Origin of the sequence: Candidatus Didemnitutus sp. (genome assembly GCA_019634575.1) — a bacterium.
Taxonomy (GTDB): Bacteria; Verrucomicrobiota; Verrucomicrobiia; order Opitutales; family Opitutaceae; genus Didemnitutus.
Map to the genome: position 1 here is coordinate 3287793 of JAHCAY010000001.1, position 19701 is coordinate 3307493.

At 63.7% G+C, this 19701-nt stretch carries 16 protein-coding genes and 2 tRNA genes; 14 read left to right on the top strand and 4 right to left on the bottom strand.

Annotation, left to right across the window (positions count from 1 at the left end):
- Positions 1–132 precede the first annotated feature (132 nt).
- Positions 133–300: a hypothetical protein gene (locus KF715_13745; protein MBX3737756.1), complete on the top strand. Its 168-nt coding sequence runs from the start codon at positions 133–135 to the stop codon at positions 298–300.
- Positions 301–309: 9 nt separating this feature from the next.
- Positions 310–1200 (top strand): hypothetical protein, encoded by an 891-nt coding sequence (locus KF715_13750; protein ID MBX3737757.1) that lies wholly within the window; start codon positions 310–312, stop codon positions 1198–1200.
- Between the two features lie 63 nt (positions 1201–1263).
- On the opposite strand, the gene KF715_13755 is transcribed toward KF715_13750, so the two are convergent.
- Positions 1264–1337 (bottom strand) — tRNA-Gly (locus tag KF715_13755).
- A gap of 116 nt (positions 1338–1453) precedes the next feature.
- On the opposite strand from KF715_13755, the gene KF715_13760 reads away from it, so the two are divergent.
- The 5 genes from KF715_13760 to KF715_13780 all read left to right on the top strand — a co-directional run bounded on the left by KF715_13760 (position 1454) and on the right by KF715_13780 (position 9612).
- Complete coding sequence (locus KF715_13760) at positions 1454–2593, top strand: type II secretion system F family protein (GenBank protein ID MBX3737758.1); 1140 nt, start codon at positions 1454–1456, stop codon at positions 2591–2593.
- A gap of 204 nt (positions 2594–2797) precedes the next feature.
- On the top strand, positions 2798–4060 hold the full coding sequence (locus KF715_13765; protein ID MBX3737759.1) for a sigma-54-dependent Fis family transcriptional regulator: 1263 nt from the start codon (positions 2798–2800) through the stop codon (positions 4058–4060).
- Positions 4061–4350: 290 nt separating this feature from the next.
- Positions 4351–7590, top strand: a complete 3240-nt coding sequence (gene carB / locus KF715_13770) for a carbamoyl-phosphate synthase large subunit (GenBank protein MBX3737760.1) — start codon at positions 4351–4353, stop codon at positions 7588–7590.
- Between the two features lie 180 nt (positions 7591–7770).
- A complete protein-coding gene (gene purU / locus KF715_13775; GenBank protein MBX3737761.1) occupies positions 7771–8637 on the top strand; it encodes a formyltetrahydrofolate deformylase in 867 nt (288 codons plus the stop codon).
- Positions 8638–8892: 255 nt separating this feature from the next.
- Entirely contained in the window at positions 8893–9612 is a 720-nt protein-coding gene (locus KF715_13780; GenBank protein ID MBX3737762.1) for a tetratricopeptide repeat protein, read from the top strand.
- Positions 9613–9840: 228 nt separating this feature from the next.
- On the opposite strand, the gene KF715_13785 is transcribed toward KF715_13780, so the two are convergent.
- Entirely contained in the window at positions 9841–10533 is a 693-nt protein-coding gene (locus KF715_13785; GenBank protein ID MBX3737763.1) for a PEP-CTERM sorting domain-containing protein, read from the bottom strand.
- 230 nt (positions 10534–10763) lie between these two features.
- Here KF715_13785 and KF715_13790 point away from each other — a divergent pair.
- The 4 genes from KF715_13790 (at position 10764) to KF715_13805 (ending at position 13824) form a co-directional block, all read left to right on the top strand.
- Positions 10764–10840, top strand: a tRNA-Pro gene (locus KF715_13790).
- A 210-nt stretch (positions 10841–11050) separates the two neighbouring features.
- Positions 11051–11584, top strand: coding sequence for a LysM peptidoglycan-binding domain-containing protein (locus KF715_13795; protein ID MBX3737764.1), 534 nt, complete (start codon positions 11051–11053; stop codon positions 11582–11584).
- A 248-nt stretch (positions 11585–11832) separates the two neighbouring features.
- Entirely contained in the window at positions 11833–12402 is a 570-nt protein-coding gene (locus tag KF715_13800; GenBank protein MBX3737765.1) for an NUDIX hydrolase, read from the top strand.
- A 159-nt stretch (positions 12403–12561) separates the two neighbouring features.
- Positions 12562–13824, top strand: coding sequence for a CoF synthetase (locus KF715_13805; GenBank protein MBX3737766.1), 1263 nt, complete (start codon positions 12562–12564; stop codon positions 13822–13824).
- 5 nt (positions 13825–13829) lie between these two features.
- Here KF715_13805 and KF715_13810 read toward each other — a convergent pair whose 3' ends face one another.
- Together KF715_13810 and KF715_13815 are read right to left on the bottom strand one after the other, a co-directional pair.
- Positions 13830–14933, bottom strand: a complete 1104-nt coding sequence (locus KF715_13810; protein MBX3737767.1) for a PEP-CTERM sorting domain-containing protein — start codon at positions 14931–14933, stop codon at positions 13830–13832.
- 124 nt (positions 14934–15057) lie between these two features.
- Complete coding sequence (locus tag KF715_13815; GenBank protein MBX3737768.1) at positions 15058–16128, bottom strand: hypothetical protein; 1071 nt, start codon at positions 16126–16128, stop codon at positions 15058–15060.
- A 269-nt stretch (positions 16129–16397) separates the two neighbouring features.
- Here KF715_13815 and KF715_13820 point away from each other — a divergent pair, with 269 nt between their 5' ends.
- The 3 genes from KF715_13820 to KF715_13830 are packed head-to-tail and all read left to right on the top strand — an operon-like array spanning position 16398 to position 19697.
- Complete coding sequence (locus tag KF715_13820; GenBank protein MBX3737769.1) at positions 16398–17090, top strand: succinate dehydrogenase cytochrome b subunit; 693 nt, start codon at positions 16398–16400, stop codon at positions 17088–17090.
- Between the two features lie 12 nt (positions 17091–17102).
- A complete protein-coding gene (locus tag KF715_13825; protein MBX3737770.1) occupies positions 17103–19025 on the top strand; it encodes a fumarate reductase/succinate dehydrogenase flavoprotein subunit in 1923 nt (640 codons plus the stop codon).
- A 54-nt stretch (positions 19026–19079) separates the two neighbouring features.
- On the top strand, positions 19080–19697 hold the full coding sequence (locus KF715_13830; GenBank protein MBX3737771.1) for an ORF6N domain-containing protein: 618 nt from the start codon (positions 19080–19082) through the stop codon (positions 19695–19697).
- Positions 19698–19701: the final 4 nt, after the last annotated feature.

The following is a 19701-nucleotide window of genomic DNA, read 5'->3' on the forward strand; positions in this document are numbered from 1 at the left end:
TGGAGCGAGCACGAATTCCGGAAACACCTAAATTCAGGCAGCGGCACGCCGGTGGTTCAGGCGGTAGCCGCCTAAAAATCGGCGAAATGACGGAGGGGCTGGACGCGTTGCATCTGAGAGAATCACCGCACCATGAAAAACCTCTCGCATACCCTCGCCGGCCTTGTTGCCAGCTTGTTTCTCTCCCTCGGTCTCTCACGGATTGCCGAAGCGATCTGTGCCCATCTTTTCGCCGGCGCAGCCCCGGCTAAGCCCGAAGCCGCGGCGGCGCTCTGCGTGTTGCCGTCCGCGTTGGCATAGTCGCGAGCCATGCTCAATCTCGCGGCCTATCGCTACCGTCACGTCATCGCAGCCCAAGGCGGGCCCCTTGCCCGACTGAGCTGCGGTGAAGTCTCGGTCCTCGGCTCTCGCTGGTTCGAGGCCAACGCCTATCTGTCCGACGAGTTCATGCCCGCACGCTTGAAAAAGAGCGTGTGGGGCTCGGCGGACGGTGGTGGCACAGCGCCGTCTCCCTTGGTCGCGCGCTTCAAGGCCATCTCCGAAGCGATGGAGCGGTGGGCGCATTGGGCGACCTATCGCTCGGGCGAAAACGCGCGCTACGGATTCGATGTCGATCCGTCGAGCAACGGCATGGCCGCCTTTCCCGGCTTGTTTGCCCGTCAAGCCCGGCACGGCGCGCTTATGGAGGCCGCCGAACGGTTCAATTTGATGAACTGGTGGGAGGGCAGACTGATCGCCCGCCCCGTGAACTCGCCGCGACCGGACGTGCAAGCGTTCGCGATCGAGTCGGATACGCCCGGTGTCACCGTGGTGTTGCACCGCCGGAGCGAGCGCGGGCACCACGCCTACGGGCACGCGTCGGCGGATACCGTCGAAGCGGCGTGCTGGAAGGCGGCGGTCGAACTCGAACGGCACGACGCGGTGGTGGGCTACTACGTTTTGGCCGGCCACGCGTCGCATGAGCGTGACGCGATACACCCCATCGAGCAGCGCAGCCTGTTCTTCGCTTCGGATGCGGGCTACGAATTGTTCTCGGCGCGCGCCTGTGCGGGCCTGACTGGAACGCGGGCTAAACCGCGCATGGTCTTCGATGGCGTCGTGCCGGGCCCGTGGGCACAATATGCGCACGTCTGGCGCGTGTTGTTCGAGCCGCCGAGCCTCCGTTTCCTCTCGCGCGAGGTGGAATACTTCCTCTGGTAAGGATTGTCGTCGCGCCTGTTGCTGGCGCGAGCTGGCTTGCCAGCCGGAGCCTCGGCGAAGGTTTGGTGCGGGCAGACGGAATCGAACCGACGATACCTGTTTGGAAGACAGGAGTTTTACCACTAAACTATGCCCGCGAAGGCGTGGGCGTGAGAGTGGCGCGGGCGAATCGTCATTCAAGCTTTAGTTAAACTCCGCTGCGCCCGCGAATGGGGTTGCGGGCGTAAAATCGTTGCGCTTAAACGCCCCCACCATGGCAACTCCCGCGGCCGCCAAACCGAAGTCGAGCGTCCAACAAGCTCAGGCACTGGCCAAACAGAAGGCCCTCGAGAAAAAATCGAAGACTTACAAGCTGGGCCTCGGGGAACTCGCCATCTTCACCAGCCAGCTCGCCTCGCTCCTCCAAGCCGGCCTTCCGCTCGTCTCGTGCCTCGAGGCGTTGCAGGACCAGACGGAGGATCAGATTTTCCGCATCGTCATCCGCGACGTGCGCAACGACATCGCCACCGGCACGTCGTTCTCGGCCGCAGTGAAGAAGTTTCCCAAGTCCTTCAATTCGCTCTTCGTCTCGATGGTCGAGGCGGGCGAAGCCTCCGGCGGCCTCGCGGAAATCCTGGCCAAGGTCGCGGCCTATTTCGAATCGACCGTCAAGCTGACCAAGAAGGTCAAATCCGCGATGACCTACCCGATCGCGGTCATCGGCCTCGCCGTGGCGCTCGTGAACGTGCTGCTCATCTTCGTCATCCCGGTGTTCGCGGACATGTTCAAGGACTTCGGCGCCAAGCTCCCCGCGCCGACGCAGATGCTGATCGATCTCTCGAACTTCCTGAAAACCTGGTGGTGGGCGATCGCGCTGGGCGTCTACGGCGCCTTCACGCTGCTGAAGAAATACACCTCCACGCCCGGCGGCCGGCGCCAGAAGGACAACTTCCTCGTCCGCGCTCCCATCTTCGGCAACTTGGTGCACAAGATCGCACTCTCCCGTTTCTGCCGCACCTACGCCACGCTCATGCGCTCCGGCGTGCCGATCCTGCGCACGCTGGAAATCGTCTCGTCGGCGTCGGGCATGTGCCAGGTGGAGGACGCCTGTGTCGAGATCGCCAAGCACGTCTCGCAAGGCGGCCAGGTTTCCGAGGTGATGGCGGCGAATCCGTTTTTCCCGCCGATGATGAAGCACATGGTCAAGGCCGGCGAATCCACCGGCAACGTCGACGGCATGATGAACAAGATCGCCGACTTCTACGACACCGAGTGCGACGCCACCGTGGCCGCGCTCACGTCGCTGATCGAGCCGATGCTGATCGTGTTCCTCGGCGTCGTGGTCGGCGGCATCGTCATGGCGATGTTCCTCCCGATCTTCCAACTCGGCGCGGTTGCAGGCGGCCAGGGCTGACGTCGCCGCTGTCGCACGCGAATTTCCCTGCGGCGCCCGGAGTGACCGGGCACTTTTTTGGCGCGCCGAGACCGAGCGTCATTCGACGAACGTCCGCGACGGCGAAACGCCTCTAAACACTTCGTTTACCGCTTCCGCACCGGTTGACCGAAACCCGCTTGCGTGCACCGTGGGCGCTCCGCAAAGTCACGGACCCTCTCGCCCATGCCTTCCATTCTGATCGTCGACGACCTCATCTCGATTCACGAGATGCTCGAGGCCGTCATCCAGCCGACCGGCTTCGCGACCTCGTTCGCGACCGACGGCGAGAAGGCGATGGTGCGCTACAAGGCCGAGAAATTCGACCTCGTGCTGGCCGACATCGACATGAAGCCGATGGACGGCATCACGCTGCTCAAGCAGCTGAAGCAATACGACCCCGCTGCCGTCATCATTATCATGACGGCCTACGCCAGCACCGAGAGCGCGATCCAGGCGTTGAAATTCGGCGCGTTCGACTACCTGCAGAAACCTTTCCGCGTCGACGAGCTCATCCAAACCCTCAAGCGCGGCGTGGAGTTCAAGCGCGTCGTCACCGAGCGCGAAGCCGCACGCGGCGCCGGCGGTGGCGCCGCCCAAGCGGGCGACTTCGATGCGCGCCTCGTCGGTGCGAGCGCCAAGATCAAACGCCTCGTCACCCAGCTCAAGAAACTCGCCACCGCGCACGCGCCCGTGCTCATCAGCGGCGAGCTCGGCAGCGGACACGAGATCGCGGCCGAGTTGCTGCATCTCGCCGGTTCGCCCGCCGGCAGCCCACTCATCAGCATCGACTGCAAGCTCCTCGACGCCGCCACGCTGCACGATGGCCTCCTCGGCACCGAGGGCACTGGCGGCAAGTGGGTGCAACAGGCCAAGGGCGGCACGCTCGTCCTCCAGCACGTCCAGTGTCTCGTGCCCGAGTCGCAGGAAAAACTGGTTTCCGTCCTCCGCACGCATGCGCCGCATCTGCGCGTGATCTGCACCTCGGAGGTCGATCTCGAGAAACTCACCGAGGAAGGCGGCTTCAACGAGGAACTTTTCTACCGCATCGCCGCGTTGCCCGTGCACATGCCGGCGCTGCGTGAGCGGATCGAGGACATCCCGCTGCTCCTCAAGGACGCCGCCGCGAAAGCCGCCAATCCGCAGTTCGACGCGCGCCAGATCGAGTTCACCGACGATGCCCTCGCCACGCTCAAAGCCTACCGCTGGCCGGGCAACCTGGTCGAGTTCACCCAGGTCGTTTCCCAAGTCATTTCCGCCGCCGAGGCGCGCGTGATCACTTCGGCCCAACTGCCGCTCCGCATCCACGAGTTGAAGGATTGGCCGTCGCTCGCCGACTACCTGGCCGGCCAGGAAAAACAATATGTCGCCCGCGTGCTCCATGCCTGCGGCGGCGACAAGGCCAAGGCCGCCAAGGTCCTCGGCATCGATCCGACGAAGCTGCTCTGACGTCCCGTCTCTTAGGGCGGAAGACGGAAAACGGAGGACAGAAGACAGCGGACCGTAGACGGAGAGCCGAGGGCAGCAGGCGGCCAACGCGCCAGGCTGCGCAGCGGTGTGCTTCGCCGCAGATCTTCCGCAGTTTACGCGATTTTTCCGCCTTTCTGCCCCGGTTTTAGCTCTCCGTCCTCCGTATCCTGTCCTCAGTCCTCGGTTGCTCGCACGGTATGCCGCGGGCCTGAACTTTTCCCTCTTGCCGCGCCCAAACCCGGGCCCAACCCTCGCCGAAATCTGCGCTCATGCCCAAACGCACCGACCTTGAATCCATCCTGATCATCGGCGCCGGCCCCATCATCATCGGCCAGGCCTGCGAATTCGACTATTCCGGCACCCAAGCGTGCAAGGCGCTCAAGGAGGAGGGCTACAAAGTCATTCTCGTGAACTCCAATCCGGCCACGATCATGACCGATCCGGAGTTCGCCGACGTCACCTACATCGAGCCGTTGTCGGTCGAGATTCTCGAGAAGATCATCGCGAAGGAGCGTCCTTCCGCGCTGCTGCCGACGCTCGGTGGCCAGACCGCGCTCAATCTCTCGATGCAGCTCCACAAGGCCGGCATTCTCGAGAAATACGGCGTCGAAATGATCGGCGCGAAACCGCCCGCCATCGAAAAGGGCGAGGACCGCCAGCTCTTCAAGGAGGCGATGCTCAAGATCGGCCTCGACTGCGCGAAGTCGCGCACGGTGAAAACCCTCGAGGACGCCCGCAAGGCCGCCGACGAGATCGGCATGTTTCCGCTCATCATCCGTCCGTCGTTCACGCTCGGCGGCACGGGCGGCGGCGTCGCCTACAACCGCGAGGAATTCGAGCAGATCGTCACCGGCGGCCTCGAGGCTTCGCCGACGCATGAAGTCCTCGTCGAGGAATGCCTCCTCGGCTGGAAGGAATACGAGATGGAGGTCATGCGCGACCACAAGGACCAGTGCGTCGTCATCTGCTCGATCGAAAATTTCGACCCGATGGGCGTGCACACCGGCGACTCGATCACCGTCGCGCCCGCGCTCACGCTCACCGACAAGGAATACCAGGTGATGCGCGACGCCTCCTTCGCCGTCATCCGCGAGATCGGCGTCGAGACCGGCGGCTCCAACATCCAGTTCTCCGTCGATCCGCAGACCGGCCGCATGGTCGTGATCGAGATGAACCCCCGTGTGTCGCGCTCGTCCGCGCTCGCGTCGAAAGCCACCGGTTTCCCGATCGCGAAGATCGCCGCCAAGCTCGCCGTCGGCTACACGCTCGACGAGTTGCGCAACGACATCACGCGCCTCACGCCCGCGAGCTTCGAGCCGACGATCGACTACGTCGTCACGAAGATCCCGCGCTTCACCTTCGAGAAATTCCCCGGCGCCAACACCACGCTCACCTCCGCGATGAAGTCGGTCGGCGAGGCGATGGCGATCGGTCGCACATTCAAGGAGTCGTTCCAGAAGTGCCTGCGCTCGCTCGAGACCGGCGCGCGCGGCTGGGGCGGCGGCGGCAAATACGGCCACGACGAACTGCCCGACGACGCCACGTTGCGCCAGAAACTCGGCACGCCGAACGCCGAGCGCGTTTACTACATCCGCTGGGCGTTCATGTCCGGCATGTCGGTCGACGATATTTTCAATCTCACGAAGATCGATCCGTGGTTCCTGCACCAGCTGCGCGAACTCCACGAGATGGAGCAGCATCTCAAGACGCTGTCGCTCGCCACGCTCGACCAGCGCACGCTGAAGCGCGCGAAGCAGTTCGGCTTCTCCGATGCGCAGCTGGCGCATTTGCTGAAGGTCGATTTCGACACGATGCGCGCCGCACGCAAAAAGGCGGGCGTCAACACGACTTACCGCCTCGTCGACACTTGCGCCGCGGAGTTCGAGGCCTTCACGCCCTACTACTACTCGAGCTACGGCGACGAGAACGAGATCCTGCCTTCGCAGAATAAGAAGATCATGATCATCGGCGGCGGCCCGAACCGCATCGGCCAGGGCATCGAGTTCGATTACTGCTGCGTGCATGCGTCGTTCGCGCTGCGCGAGGCGGGATTCGAGACCGTGATGGTGAACTCGAATCCCGAAACCGTCTCGACTGACTACGACACTTCCGACCGCCTCTACTTCGAGCCGCTCACGCTCGAGGACGTCCTTGAAATCTACGAGCAGGAAGGCTGCGTCGGCGCGATCGCTCAATTCGGCGGCCAGACGCCGCTCAATCTCGCCAGCGCCTTGAAGGCGCGCGGCGTGAACGTCATCGGCACCTCGCCGGAAAGCATCGATACCGCGGAGGACCGCAAGCTCTTCGCCGCCGTCCTCGATCAGCTGAAGCTCAAGTCGCCGGACAACCGCATCGCGATGTCCGAGCCCGAGGCGATCGCGTGCGCCGCGGAGCTCGGTTACCCCGTGCTCGTGCGCCCGTCGTTCGTGCTCGGCGGTCGCGGCATGTTCATCCTCTACAGCGAGGCGGAACTGCGCGACGTCGCGCATCAAGTCTTCGCCGTCATGCCGGGCAAGCCGGTCCTCATCGACAAGTTCCTCGAGGACGCGATCGAGCTCGACGTCGACTGCATCAGCGACGGCGAGACGACCCTCGTCGGCGGCATGCTCGAGCACATCGAGTATGCCGGCGTGCACTCGGGCGACGCCGCGATGGTGATGCCCCCGCACACGCTCTCGAAGGAGATGCTCGGCACCGTCCGCTCGGCCACCTACGCGCTCGCCAAGGCGCTCAAGGTCGTCGGCCTGATGAACGTCCAGTTCGCGATCAAGGACAACCAACTCTACGTCCTCGAAGTGAATCCGCGCGCGTCGCGCACGGTGCCGTTCGTGGCCAAAGCCATCGGCGTGCCGCTCGCGAAACTCGCCGCCAAAGTCATGGCCGGCGCGAAACTCAAGGACCTCGGTTTCACGCAGGAAATTCAGCCTAAGCACTGGTGCGTGAAGGAAGCCGTGTTCCCCTTCAACCGCTTCCCCGGCGCCGCCATCATGCTCAGCCCCGAGATGCGTTCGACGGGCGAAGTCATGGGCATGGACGACGACCTCGGCATCGCCTACGCGAAGACGCAGATGGCCGCCAAGCCGTCGCTCCCGCTCAAGGGCAAGGTCTTCATCTCGGTCAAGGACTCCGACAAGCCGCACGTCGTCGAACTCGCGAAGGGTTTCATCGAGCTCGGCTTCACCGTCTGCTCGACGACGAACACCGCCAAGCTCCTCCAATCGCACGGCCTCGCGGTGCAGCCGGTCTTCAAACTCGCGGAAGGTCGCCCGAACTGCGTCGACATGATCAAGAACGGCGAGATCCAGTTCGTCGTGAACACGCCGCGCGGCATGATCCCGCGCCACGACGAGAACGCGATTCGCGCCGCCGCCTTCGCCAATAACGTCGCGATGTCGACCACGCTCACCGGCGCGCGCGCCGCGCTGAACGGCATCCGCGCGATGAAAAATCTCCAAGTCGGCGTCCGCCCGATCCAGCAATACCGCCACAACACCACGCCGATGGTTTGAGCCGGCTGCTTCGGTCTTCCCTGCTTCGAGCGCGTCGGCCCCGACGCGCTTTTTGTTTTTCGTCGGTGCTCCGGCTCAGCGAATAGGGGCGCTTGAGAGCCAGCGTCCCTACCGTCGGCCCAAGAAGCATGACACGCGCGCCGCTCCCCAATCCGCGTGCGCTTGTCTAGCCTTGCGGTCATGTCCGCCGAAAATCCTCTCACCCTCATCGCCCTGCTGCACGGTCCCGATCAACGCGGCCTCGTCGCGCGCGCGTCCGGTTGGATTTTCCAGCGCGGTGGCAACATCCTCCACGCCGACCAGCACCGTGACGAGGACGAGGGCATTTTCTTCCAGCGCATCGAATGGGTGCCTCCGGCCGGCGCGAAGCCCGCGGCGGAGGAGAAGGCATTTCTCGCCTACGCGCGCGATGAGCTGGGCATGAACGTTCGCGTGTCCGATTCCACGCATCGTCCGCGCGTGGCGCTCTTCGTGTCGAAAGCCGACCACTGCTTCCACGACGTCGTGCTCCGCTGGCGCGCGGGCGAGTTTCCCTGCGAGATCGTCGGCGTCGTCTCCAACCACCGCGATCTCGCCGCGGCGGCGCGTGGCTATGGGCTGAAGTTTTTCCACCTGCCCGTCACGTCCGACACCAAGATGCAAGCCGAGGCGCGCCAACTCGCGTTGCTGCGCCGCCTGCAAGCCGATGTCGTCGTGCTCGCGCGCTACATGCAAGTGCTCTCGGCGGATTTCCTGGCGGCGTTCGCGAAGCCGGTGCTCAACATCCACCATTCGTTCCTGCCTGCCTTCGCCGGCGGCCGGCCGTATCACCAGGCGCACGAACGCGGCGTGAAGCTCATCGGCGCCACGGCGCACTACGCGACCGCCGTGCTCGACGACGGCCCGATCGTCCATCAGGACGTCGCGCGCGTCACCCACCGCCACAGCGTCGAAGACCTGATCCGCAAGGGCCGCGACCTCGAAAAACTCGTCCTCGCCCAGGCGCTGCGCTGGCACTTGGAGAATCGCGTCCTCGTCTTCGGCCGCAAGACGGTGGTGTTCGACTGAGGCGGCGCGAGGCGCCGCCCGTTGAAGAGGAAAGTTGAAGTTTAAGAGGTGGGCGTCGCTGTCCCCAGCGACGCTTGGCGATTGGGTGACCGGCGCTCCTGTCGTCGCCGCCGGGACGGCGGGGCGACCACCTCACGGCCGGCCGCCGACTACTTAAACTTACACTTCGAACTTCAACTGGCGCGTCGCCCCCGCGACGCGCCCCGATTCCGGGCTTGAGCGCGCTCCCGGCGTTCCCCATGTTGCGCGATTCCCATGAGCAACGTCCCTTCCGCCACTCCCCCGCATGACCCGGCCAACCCGCCGCCGCCCGCCGGCGCCGATGCTTTCGCCGCCGACGTGCAGACCTTCTGGGAGAAGAACCGCTCGTTCGTCCTCGTCCTCGTCGCCGCTGTGCTGCTCGGCCTGATCGGCCGCGAAGGCTGGCAATGGTTCCAGACGTCGCACGAACAGAGCGTGCAGGAGGAATACGTGAAGGCGGGCGACAATGTCGGCTCGCTCGCGAAGTTCGCGGCCGCGAACAAGGGCCACGCGCTCGCCGGCGTCGCGTTGCTGCGCGTCGCGGACGACAACTACACGAAGAACGATTTCAAGTCCGCCGCCGCCAACTATACCCAGGCGACCGAGACGCTCGCGAGCGACGCGCTGAAATCGCGCGCCAAGCTCGGCGCCGCCATGAGCCAGATCGCCGGCGGCGATCGCACCGCCGGCGAGGCGGCGCTCAAGGCCATCAGCGCGGACACCAAAGCCGTCGCCGCGACCCGCGCCGAAGCCGCCTATCATCTCGCCGTGCTCCTGAAGGACGCCGGTCGCGCCGACGATGCCAGGAAGGCCATCGAGGACGTGAAGAAGATCGAGGCTAACGGCCTCTGGGCGCAGCGTGCGTTCGCGCTCAGCGCGCAGCTCGATGCCGGCAAACCCGCCGCTCCCGCCACGACCGCCGCGCCGACGGTGGAGTTCAAGCCGAAGGGCTGAACGAAGCGGCAAGCGAAAAGCTTTAAGCGATAAGCAGGGCGGCCCACGGGCCGCCTTTTTGTTGGGCGTGCGTGAGCGGAGGGATGAGGCTGTCGCCCCAGCGCGGTCAGGCACGGGTCGTCGACCTTTATCCGAAAAGGTGCCGCGCGACGACGTGAGGGGTGCTGGGGGCAGAAAAAAGCCCGCCGAAAACCGGCGGGCAGAAAATGAGGATCGAGCTACAGCGTCTTAGTTTTTGAGTGCCAGCACACGCTGACGCCGCCGGTGCCACATCACGCCGCCGAGCGCGCAGGCACCGGCAAGGGCGGCGTAGGTGGACGGCTCAGGAACGGCGGAGGCGGACGTAGAACCGCTAATGATCAAGTCGTCTATTTTAAGCGTGGGAGTGTTGTTTGCGGCTCCTGTCGCGTAAATGCGAAGCGTCGTTGCGCTTGAAAACGCCGATAAGGTTATCGAGGTCGATCCGGTAGCATGCCAATTTGTGTCAGCTGTAACGAACGAGCCTGTGGCAATCGCGCTCCCGTAATTATCGGCACTAGACTTGAGAGTGAAAGCAGTAGGACCAGAGGTGCTGCTTTCTTTGTATCCGAACGATAAAGTGGTTATGGTCACAGTTTGTCCGGCAGCCGGAGTTATGGTCAGTTCGAAATAATTCCCTGTGCTACCCCATCCGTTGCCGCCAGCGCCGTAGTAGCTACCGGATGCTCCTGTATAGCCAGATGATACGGGGCTAGAATTGCTCACTGTCAAACCCACCAACGAACTCATGGCACTGCCTGTGAGATTAGAATCTACTGTTGTCGGTGACGCAGTGTTTCCCGTGAACGAGTAGGTCAATAGAGCCGTTTGCGCGCTGGTGGAAATTGCCATCAAAGCTGTGCTGAGTGCGAGCGTGCGGCGGAAAAACGAAACGGGGGACATGACGGAGGGGGCGAGAAGTGTGCGTTGTCAGTCGAAGAGGCCAAAATCCACGACTGAGGAGTTGGTAATGGAGCGGTGATTTTCTTGCACGCCTTTTCTCGATGGGAACCCAGTGTCGAGCCGAGCGGGATAAGGATCACGGGAGGCGGGCCGACGCGAAATGCAGGAACCGCGCCAGCGCCTCCCCCTTGACTATCGCGACGGGATGGACTCCGCTGTCGGCCGGTCGCCGGGGTGTAGCTTAGCCTGGTAGAGCGCCTGGTTTGGGACCAGGAGGTCGCGAGTTCGAATCTCGCCGCCCCGACCAAGTTTCACGCTGTGCGGCACGGAGTGCTGGCGTCGGCTACTGCTTGCATGAGCGCGCGCCGGCGGCGTGAGTGTCGCGGATTTTGGCGTAGATGCGGCGGGTTTGCGCAGGTGGCGGAGCGCCAGTGGGTTTGGGAACGATTCTGTGAACAAATGCTTCTTGCCTCACTGGGAGGCCCCTCCTACACAAGTTTCCTCACTCTCTCACCAAATGGACACTCTTTCCCGCGATAGCAGCTCCAGCTCCAGCAATATCGTGCCGATGATCGGCGCGTTCACCGGCGTCATCGGCCTCCTCTTGGCCGTGGTCGCTTTGGTTCAACTTTCCACGGTCAAAAAGACCTTGGCCGCGCACGGCGATGAAATCGCCAAGATCGCGACGATCGAGAACGAGGTCCGCTCGAACGCCTCCAAGACCGAGGGCGACATGAAGAATCTGCGCGACGGCGTGCAGAACGCCCTCAACCAGGTCGGCACCGAGATCGGCGCCATCCGCGCGCAGCTGACGAAGATGGAAGAGGCGATGAAGAAGCCCGCTCCGGTCGCCGGTGGCAAGGGCGGCAAAGCCGCTCCGACGGGTGTCAAGAACGCCGACGGCACCTACACGGTCGCCAAGGGTGACGGCCTCTCCGCCATCGCGCGCAAGTTCGGCACCAGCGTCGACGCGCTCCTCGCCGAAAATCCCGGCCTGAATCCGAACAAGATGCACATCGGCCAGAAGATCAAGCTGCCGGCCGGCAAGTAAGCGGATCCATCGATCAATTTCAAAAAGCCTCCGCGCGAGCGGGGGCTTTTTTGTTTTCCGAGCCGAGCCGCGAAGAAGTGACGTGAGGTAGCGGATTCGGTGAACGCGACGAGTTCTCGGCGCGAAGCGGAGTCCGTGCCTTGTCGGCGAAGTGCGTCCGCTCGGTGGCGATGTGCGGCGCGCGACTGCGGTGCGTGGCGGAGCACTCGCCGCTTGTCACTCGGCGTGGCGCGCCTTTTTCTGCGCCGATGAGTTCACCGGAAAAACCGCAGCGCTGGAAAAAACTCGGAGCGCGTCCTGTCGCGCACACGCGCATCTTCGACGTGGAGAGCGTGGATTTCCAGCACCCGACGCATCCGGCGCCGCGCGATTTTTTCCTGATCAACGCGCCGGACTGGGTGAACGTCGTCGCGCTCACGCCGCAGCACGAGATCGTGCTGGTGCGGCAATTCCGCTTCGGCACGAACGACATCTCGCTCGAAATTCCCGGCGGCGTGATCGAGCGGGGCGAAGCGCCGCTCGCGGCCGCGGTGCGCGAGCTCGCGGAGGAGACCGGTTACGTCGGCGAGAACGTGCGCCTGCTCGGCTCGGTGCATCCGAATCCCGCGATGCAGACCAATCGCTGCCATCTCGTGCTGGTCGAGAACGCGCGCCGCACGAGCGAGCTCGCGTGGGACCCGAACGAGGAATTCGAGATTCTCGCGCTGCCGGTGGAGGAGGTCTATGCGCGCGCCTATCGCGGCGAGATCACGCATTCGCTCGTGCTCGACGGGTTGCTGCTGTTTCGTCCGCATTGGGAGAAATTGCGCGGAAAGTGAATCGCACGGGCGGTGCGTCGCTCGTGGCGCGCGGCGAGAGCGAAACTGTCCTGTCCGCTCGCGAGGGCGGCTGATTTCCGGCGCGGCGAATAGGACGGGTGCGTCGTTTGACATTAACCCGGGGCGGCTTTTACTGCGCCATCCCCAATGGAAAGCGCCGTGTCCACGCCCGCGTTCGCCAACTCGACCGACTCGCTCGGCGAGGTGGATGACTGTCGCCTCCCGGCGACGCTCGAAAACGAAATCCGCGCGATCTACGCGCGCAGCCCACTCTACGCGGAGCGTTTCCCGCTGCACCGCGAAGCGTTGCAGTGGTCGTGCTATCGCGAGATCCCGCCGCTGACGAAACAGGAGATCGTGCAGCGCGGGCACACGGCGTTCTTCGCGGACTATCGCGAGATCGAGCGGGGATTCGCGCAGAAAAAATTCGAATACGAGCACACCTCGGGCACGACGAGCGGGCCGATGACGGTCGTGATGGAAGATGGCTGGTGGAACGCGCAGACGCGCCGCGCCTATCTCGCACATCCGGTGCTGGCGCAGTATGTCGACCGGCCGTATCGCAAGTGCGTCCTCGCGCCGGTCGGCTGCTCGAGTAATCTCTGCCCTTACGAGGACCATCCGTTTCCGCACCGGTATTTCGACGGCACGGTCTACCTCAATCTCTCGAGCGATCCGTTCGCGTTCCCCGAGGGCGAATGGGAGCGCATCGTGCGCGAGTTGCAGGCGGTGCAGCCGGAGGTGCTCGAGGGTGAGCCGGTTTATCTCTCGCTGCTCGCGCGCGCGCTGAAGCGCCGGCACATCGCGGTGCCGAGCGTGAAGACGGTGATTCTCACCTACGGCAAGGCGAGCCTGCAGCACAGCCGGCGCATCGCGGAAACGTTCCCGGGCGCGGCGCAGGTCGATCTCTACGGCTCGACCGAGGCGGGTTATCTTTTCGTGGGCGATGCGTTCCGTGATAACCTGCGGGTGGTCGAGGCGAACTGTTTCATCGAGCTCGCGCCGTGGCGCGCGGAGTCGGATCCGGACGCGTTTCAGATCTACGTGACGACGCGCGATCGCGTGGCGATGCCGCTGTTGCGTTATCACACGGGCGACATCGTGCGGCGCACGGCGACGGGCTACCGGATTCTCGGACGCGAGAAGGATCTGCACACGCGCGGCGATGGCGTCGTCGTGTCGGCGTTCGAGGTCGATCAGGTGATGCCGGCGGAGTTCCAGTGCTGGCACTGGAGTCTCGTGCAGGTCTCGGAGCAGCGGTGGGAGTTGCAGTATGTCGCCGATGCGGTGGCGCCGGACGGTTTTGCGGAGAAGATCGCCGCGGTGCTCGGCGACGGGGCGCGCGTGACGTTGTTCCGCCGCAAGTTCATCCAGCCGGCGGCGAGCGGGAAATTCGCGCTGCTGAAGCCGCTTGCAAAATAGGCCGCTCAGAGCGCGGCCGGTTTACCGGACTGGGCGCGCCAGCGACGGAGGCCGAAAATCGCGAGGCCGGCGCCGAGGAGAAGGGCGCCGTAGGTCGAGGGCTCGGGGACGGGACGGGAGATTTGTGCGCCAAAGCCCATGAAATCCATGTTGCCCCACGTGGTCGGGTCGGTGTCCGTGCGGTAGACGCCGCTGTTGTTCCAATTCACGAGATCGGACGCGGTGCTGGCGGTGACGTCGCCGGCCATGAGGGAGTAGCCGTAGATGGTCTGGCCGACGGAGAGGCCGAGGTCGGTGAAGCGGATGAGAATGCCGACGAGGTAGAGGTCGCTGCTGTTCGGCGTGCCGCTGTTGGTGTCGAGCGTGGCGATGGATTGGCCGCTGGCGAGGTTGTCGCCGTTGGTGGTGGTGGAGCGGAGGTATTTGGCGTTGGAGCCGTCGGGCGTGGCGACGGGATTGCCGAAAGTATCGGGCTGGATGAGCAGGCCGGTGTTCGCGTAGGTGGTGGGCGCGTTGGTGGCGCCGTTGACGGTGCCGACGGACGTGAAGGCGGCGATGCGGAAGCCGTCGCCGAAATTGCCGACGTTTTCCAGGTCGAAGAAGACGACGGCGTCGCCCTCCTGCACGGTGTAGCCGCCGGCGAAGTAGAAATCGATGCGCTCGATGTTCGAGTTGGTGGAGCCAGAGCCGTTCGCGAAGGGGTTGCGGAGGCCTTGCGAGAGGTCGTTGCTGAGCATGACCTCGGAAAGCGTTGGTGTGGTGTCGCCTTTGCCGAGCACGGTGGCGCTGCCGCCGCTGGTGGACGAGTATTGGTAGAAGACGGTCGAGTTGTTCGGATTGCCGGCGCCGGTGTTGCGGCGGAAGTTCACGGCGCTGGCGAGCGGGCCGTTGAAGTTGTAGGTGCCGAGCGAACTGGAGATGTATTCGACGGGCGTGTAGGTGTTGTTGTAGGTGATGTTGCCGGCGGTGCGATTCGTCGTGTCGACCGTGGTGCCGTAATCGACGGCGGTCACCGCAACCTGTCCGATGGCGCGGAGAGCGAGCGCGCCCGCGACCAAGCTCGCGCAGAGGGCGCGGCGAAGGCGGAGAGGCGGGCGGCTGAATTCCATGCCCCTCGTATGCGGGGGCCGTTTGGTCTAGTCAATTAAATAGGTGAAAACACCCAGATTAAGTCGGGATAATCTCTGATTCTCTGGGGCCGTATGTGCCTGAATTTCTGTGCGAATTATTTCCTTACCTACTTGGAGATAGGATTTTGCGACTCGCTCGACGTCTTTTATGAAGGGCACCGATCAGGACTCCGAAGGAGAGGAGGGCGCCGCCATAGAATTGGGATTCGGGCACGGCACGGGCGATCGTGCCGCCGAAAGCTGCAAAATCGGCGTTTCCCCACGTGCTGGAGTCGGTGTCGGTGGAGTAGACGGAGGAGTTGTTCCAGTTGACCAAGTCGCTGCCACTGGACGCGGTGACGTCGCCGGCCATGAGGGAGTAGCCGTAGATGGTCTGGCCGACGGAGAGGCCGAGGTCGGTGAAGCGGATCAAAATGCCGACGAGGTAGAGGTCGTTGGCGCCGGGGGTGCCGGAATTGTAGTCGAGCGAGGTGATCGACTGGTTGCTGGTGAGACTGTCGCCGCTGGTCGAGGTGGAGAGCAGATAGCGCGCGTTCGTGCCGGTGGGAGTGTCGACCGCGTCGCCCATCGTGCCGGGCTCGACGAGCAGGCCGGAGTTGGCGTAGGCGGTGGGGGCGTTCGAGACGCCGTTGACCGTGCCGACCGAGGTGTAGGCGGCGACGCGGAAGCCGTCGCCGTGGTCGCCGTAGTTTTCGAGGTCGAAGAGCACGATGGCATCGTTTTCCTTCACCGTGTAGCCGCCGGAAAAATAGAAATCGATGCGCTCGATGTTGGAATTTTCGCTGCCGGAGCCGTTGGCGAAAGGATTCCGCAAGCCTTGGGTGAGGTCGTTGCTGAGCATCACTTCCGAGAGGGTGGGGCTCGAGTCGCCTTTGCCGTAGACCGAGGCGGTGGTGGTGCCGTTGTTCGAATTGGTGGAGGAATACTGATAGAATACGTTGGCGGTGTTCGGATTGCCGGCGCCGGTATTGCGGCGGAAAGACACCGAGCTGGCGGCGGTGCCATTGATCGCGTAGGTGCCGAGCGAGGAGGAGACGTATTCGACGTTCGTGAATTGATTGAGGAACGTCAGGTTTCCGGCGGTGCGATCGGTGGTGTTGGTGGTCGTGCCGTAGTCGACCGAGGTGATGGCGACCTGGGCGCTCGTCCGCAGGCCCAAAGCGAGAGCTCCCACTGCGACCAGCAGTGAGCCGAGTCGACGAAGACTTGGCCGGAGTGAGTTCAACCGCTGGGTTGTCATCGGCGCGGTTCGCGATGGACTTGAGCGGTTTCTGGCGTGGTGGATTCGTGGCGACGGCTCTTCTTGTCGGGGTTAGGGAGCCTAATAAAGCCGGCCGGCCCAAATTGGTCCGGGCGGCGCACTTTACATCCGGCAGGTGCGTTGGTTTCTTGCGGTCCACCTCGGCGTCACCCCTCCACGCGCCTTTCGACTCCACTCATGCGATGAACCTCCTCGGCTCGCTCTTCACGTCATCTATTGGCCGGAAGTTTCTCATGGCGTTCACCGGACTCGTCTTGTTCGGCTTCGTCACGGGACACTTGGTCGGCAACCTCCAGATCTTCCTCCCGCCGGAGAAGATCAACCACTACGGCCACTTCCTCGAGTCGCTTGGCTCGGCGTTGTGGCTCGTGCGCGCGTTCCTGCTCGCGTGCGTGGTCGTCCACATCTGGCTCGCGATCCAGCTCACGCTCGAGAATCGCGCCGCGCGCCCCGACGCCTACGGCATCGACAAGGTCAACCGCGCCACGCTCGCCTCGCGCGTGATGGCCCGCACCGGCATCGTTGTCCTCGCCTTCATCGTCTACCACCTCCTGCACTTCACGATTCGCGCGCAGCACCCCGAATGGAGTCAGCACACCTACGCGCTCCACGACGGCACGATGGTGCGCGACGTCTACAAGATGGTCGTGCAAGGCTTCAGCAGCGTGCCGGTGTCGGCGTTCTACATCATCGCCGTCGGTCTGCTCAGCTACCACCTCGCGCACGGCATCTCGTCGATGTTCCAGACCTTCGGCCTCAAGAACGAGAACTGGACGCGCGGCCTCGACGGCTTCGCCAAGGTTTACTGCTGGGGTTACTTCCTTCTCAACGCCCTCATCCCGATCGCGGTGCTGAGCGGCTACGTCCACCTCTAAGCCTTTTCCGCCATGGCCAAACTTGATTCCAAGATTCCCTCCGGCCCGCTCGCCGACAAGTGGCGCAACCACAAGGCCTCGATCAAACTCGTCAATCCGGCCAACAAGCGGAAATACGAGGTCATCGTCGTCGGTGCCGGCCTCGCCGGCGGCTCCGCCGCCGCCACGCTCGCCGAGCTCGGCTACAAGGTGAAGTGCTTCGTCTTCCACGACAGCCCGCGCCGCGCCCACTCCATCGCCGCCCAAGGCGGCATCAACGCCGCCAAGAACTACCAAAACGACGGCGACAGCGTTTACCGGCTCTTCTACGACACCCTCAAGGGCGGCGACTACCGCGCCCGCGAAGCCAACGTCCACCGCCTCGCCGAGGTCTCGGTCAACATCATCGACCAATGCGCCGCGCAGGGCGTGCCTTTCGCCCGCGAATACGGCGGCCTTCTCGCCAACCGCTCCTTCGGTGGCGCTCAAGTCTCGCGCACGTTCTACGCCCGCGGTCAGACCGGCCAGCAGCTCCTCCTCGGCGCCTACAGCGCGCTCTCTAAGATGATCGGCGCTGGCGCCGTGCAGCTCTACAACAACTCCGAGATGCTCGACCTCGTCCTCGTCGACGGGCACGCGAAGGGCATCATCGTCCGCGATCTCATCACCGGTGCCATCACGCGCCACAGCGCTGATGCGGTGATCCTCGCCACCGGCGGCTACGGCAACGTCTTCAACCTCGCCACCTACGCGCGCGGCTCGAACGCCACCGCCATCTGGCGCGCCTACAAGCGCGGCGCCTGCTTCGGCAATCCCTGCTACACGCAGATTCACCCGACCTGCATTCCCGTCTCCGGCGACTACCAGTCGAAGCTCACGCTCATGTCCGAGTCGCTGCGCAACGACGGCCGTATCTGGGTCCCGAAGAAGAAGGAAGACGCGAAGAAAAATCCCGCCGACATCCCCGAGGCCGACCGCGACTACTACCTGGAGCGCATCTATCCGTCCTTCGGCAACCTCGCTCCGCGCGACGTCTCCTCCCGCGCCGCCATGCGCATGTGCGACGAAGGCCGCGGCGTCGGTGAGACCGGTCTCGGCGTTTACCTCGACTTCTCCGACGCCATCAAACGGCTCGGCGAAAACGGCGTCCGCGAGCGCTACGGCAATCTCTTCGACATCTACCACGAGATCACCAACGAGAACGCCTACAAGACGCCGATGCGCATCTTCCCCGCGGTGCACTACACCATGGGCGGCCTCTGGGTGGACTATAACCTGATGTCCAACATCCCCGGCCTGTTCGTGCTGGGCGAAGCCAACTTCTCCGACCACGGCGCCAATCGCCTCGGCGCCTCCGCGCTGATGCAAGGCCTCGCCGACGGCTACTTCGTCATCCCTTACACCATCGGCGACTACCTCGCCGGCCAGAAGCCGAACAACAAGCCGTCGACCGACCGCGCCGAGTTCAAGCAGGCCGAGGAAAACGTCTCCGCCATCAACCAGCGTCTTCTCGCCATCAACGGCAAGGAGCCGGTCAGCCACTTCCACCGCCGCCTCGGCCAGATCATGTGGAAGAACTGCGGCATGGCCCGCACCAAGCAGACGCTCGAGACCGCGCTCAAGGAAATCCCCGCTCTCCGCGAGGAATTCTGGCAGAACGTCAAAATCCCCGGCTCCGCCACCACGATCAACCAGTCGCTCGAGAATGCCGGCCGCGTGGCCGACTTCCTCGAACTCGGCGAACTCATGTGCCTCGACGCGCTTACCCGCGAAGAGAGCTGCGGCGGTCACTTCCGCGAGGAATACCAACACCCGGACGGCGAATGCAAACGCGATGACGAGAAGTTCGCCCACGTCGCCGCCTGGGAATACCAAGGCGAAGGCAAAGCGCCGCTCCGCAACGTCGAGCCGCTGAACTACGAGTTCACCAAGATGAGCGTCCGCTCCTACAAGTGAGCCGCGCCTGACTCGCCGAGCATATCCCAAATTGGGACATCCTCACCTCCCCACATGAACGCCGCCCTCCTTCCCGCCGAGCGAGTCGAGCGCCGCGTTCTGCTGCTGCGTGGCGAGAAGGTGATTCTGGACGTCCACTTGGCCGAACTCTACGAGGTTTCCACGAAGGTGCTGAATCAGGCGGTAAAGCGTAACCCGGAGCGCTTTCCTTCGGACTTCCTTTTCAAGCTCACGCCGCAAGAGACCGAGCTGGTTTTGAAGTCACAAATTGTGACCTCAAACCTTGGGAATGAAGACAACGCATTGACCACCAAAGACATTCTGAGGTCACAATCTGTGACCTCAAAACGCGTGGGCAGCGGAGGTCGCCGCTATTCGCCTTATGCCTTTACCGAGCAAGGCGTCGCTATGCTCTCCAGCGTCTTGCGTTCCTCCCGCGCCGTGCAGGTGAACATCGAGATCATGCGCACCTTCGTCCGCCTCCGCCAGATGATCGCCGGCCACGCCGACCTCGCGCGCAAGCTCTCCGCGATCGAAAAGAAATACGACGCGCAATTCAAAGTCGTCTTCGACGCCATCCGCGAACTCATGACCCCGCCCACCGCCGACGAAGTCCGCGAGATGGGCTTCCACACCACTCTCAAAACCGATCCCGCAAAATCGAAACGCTGATTCC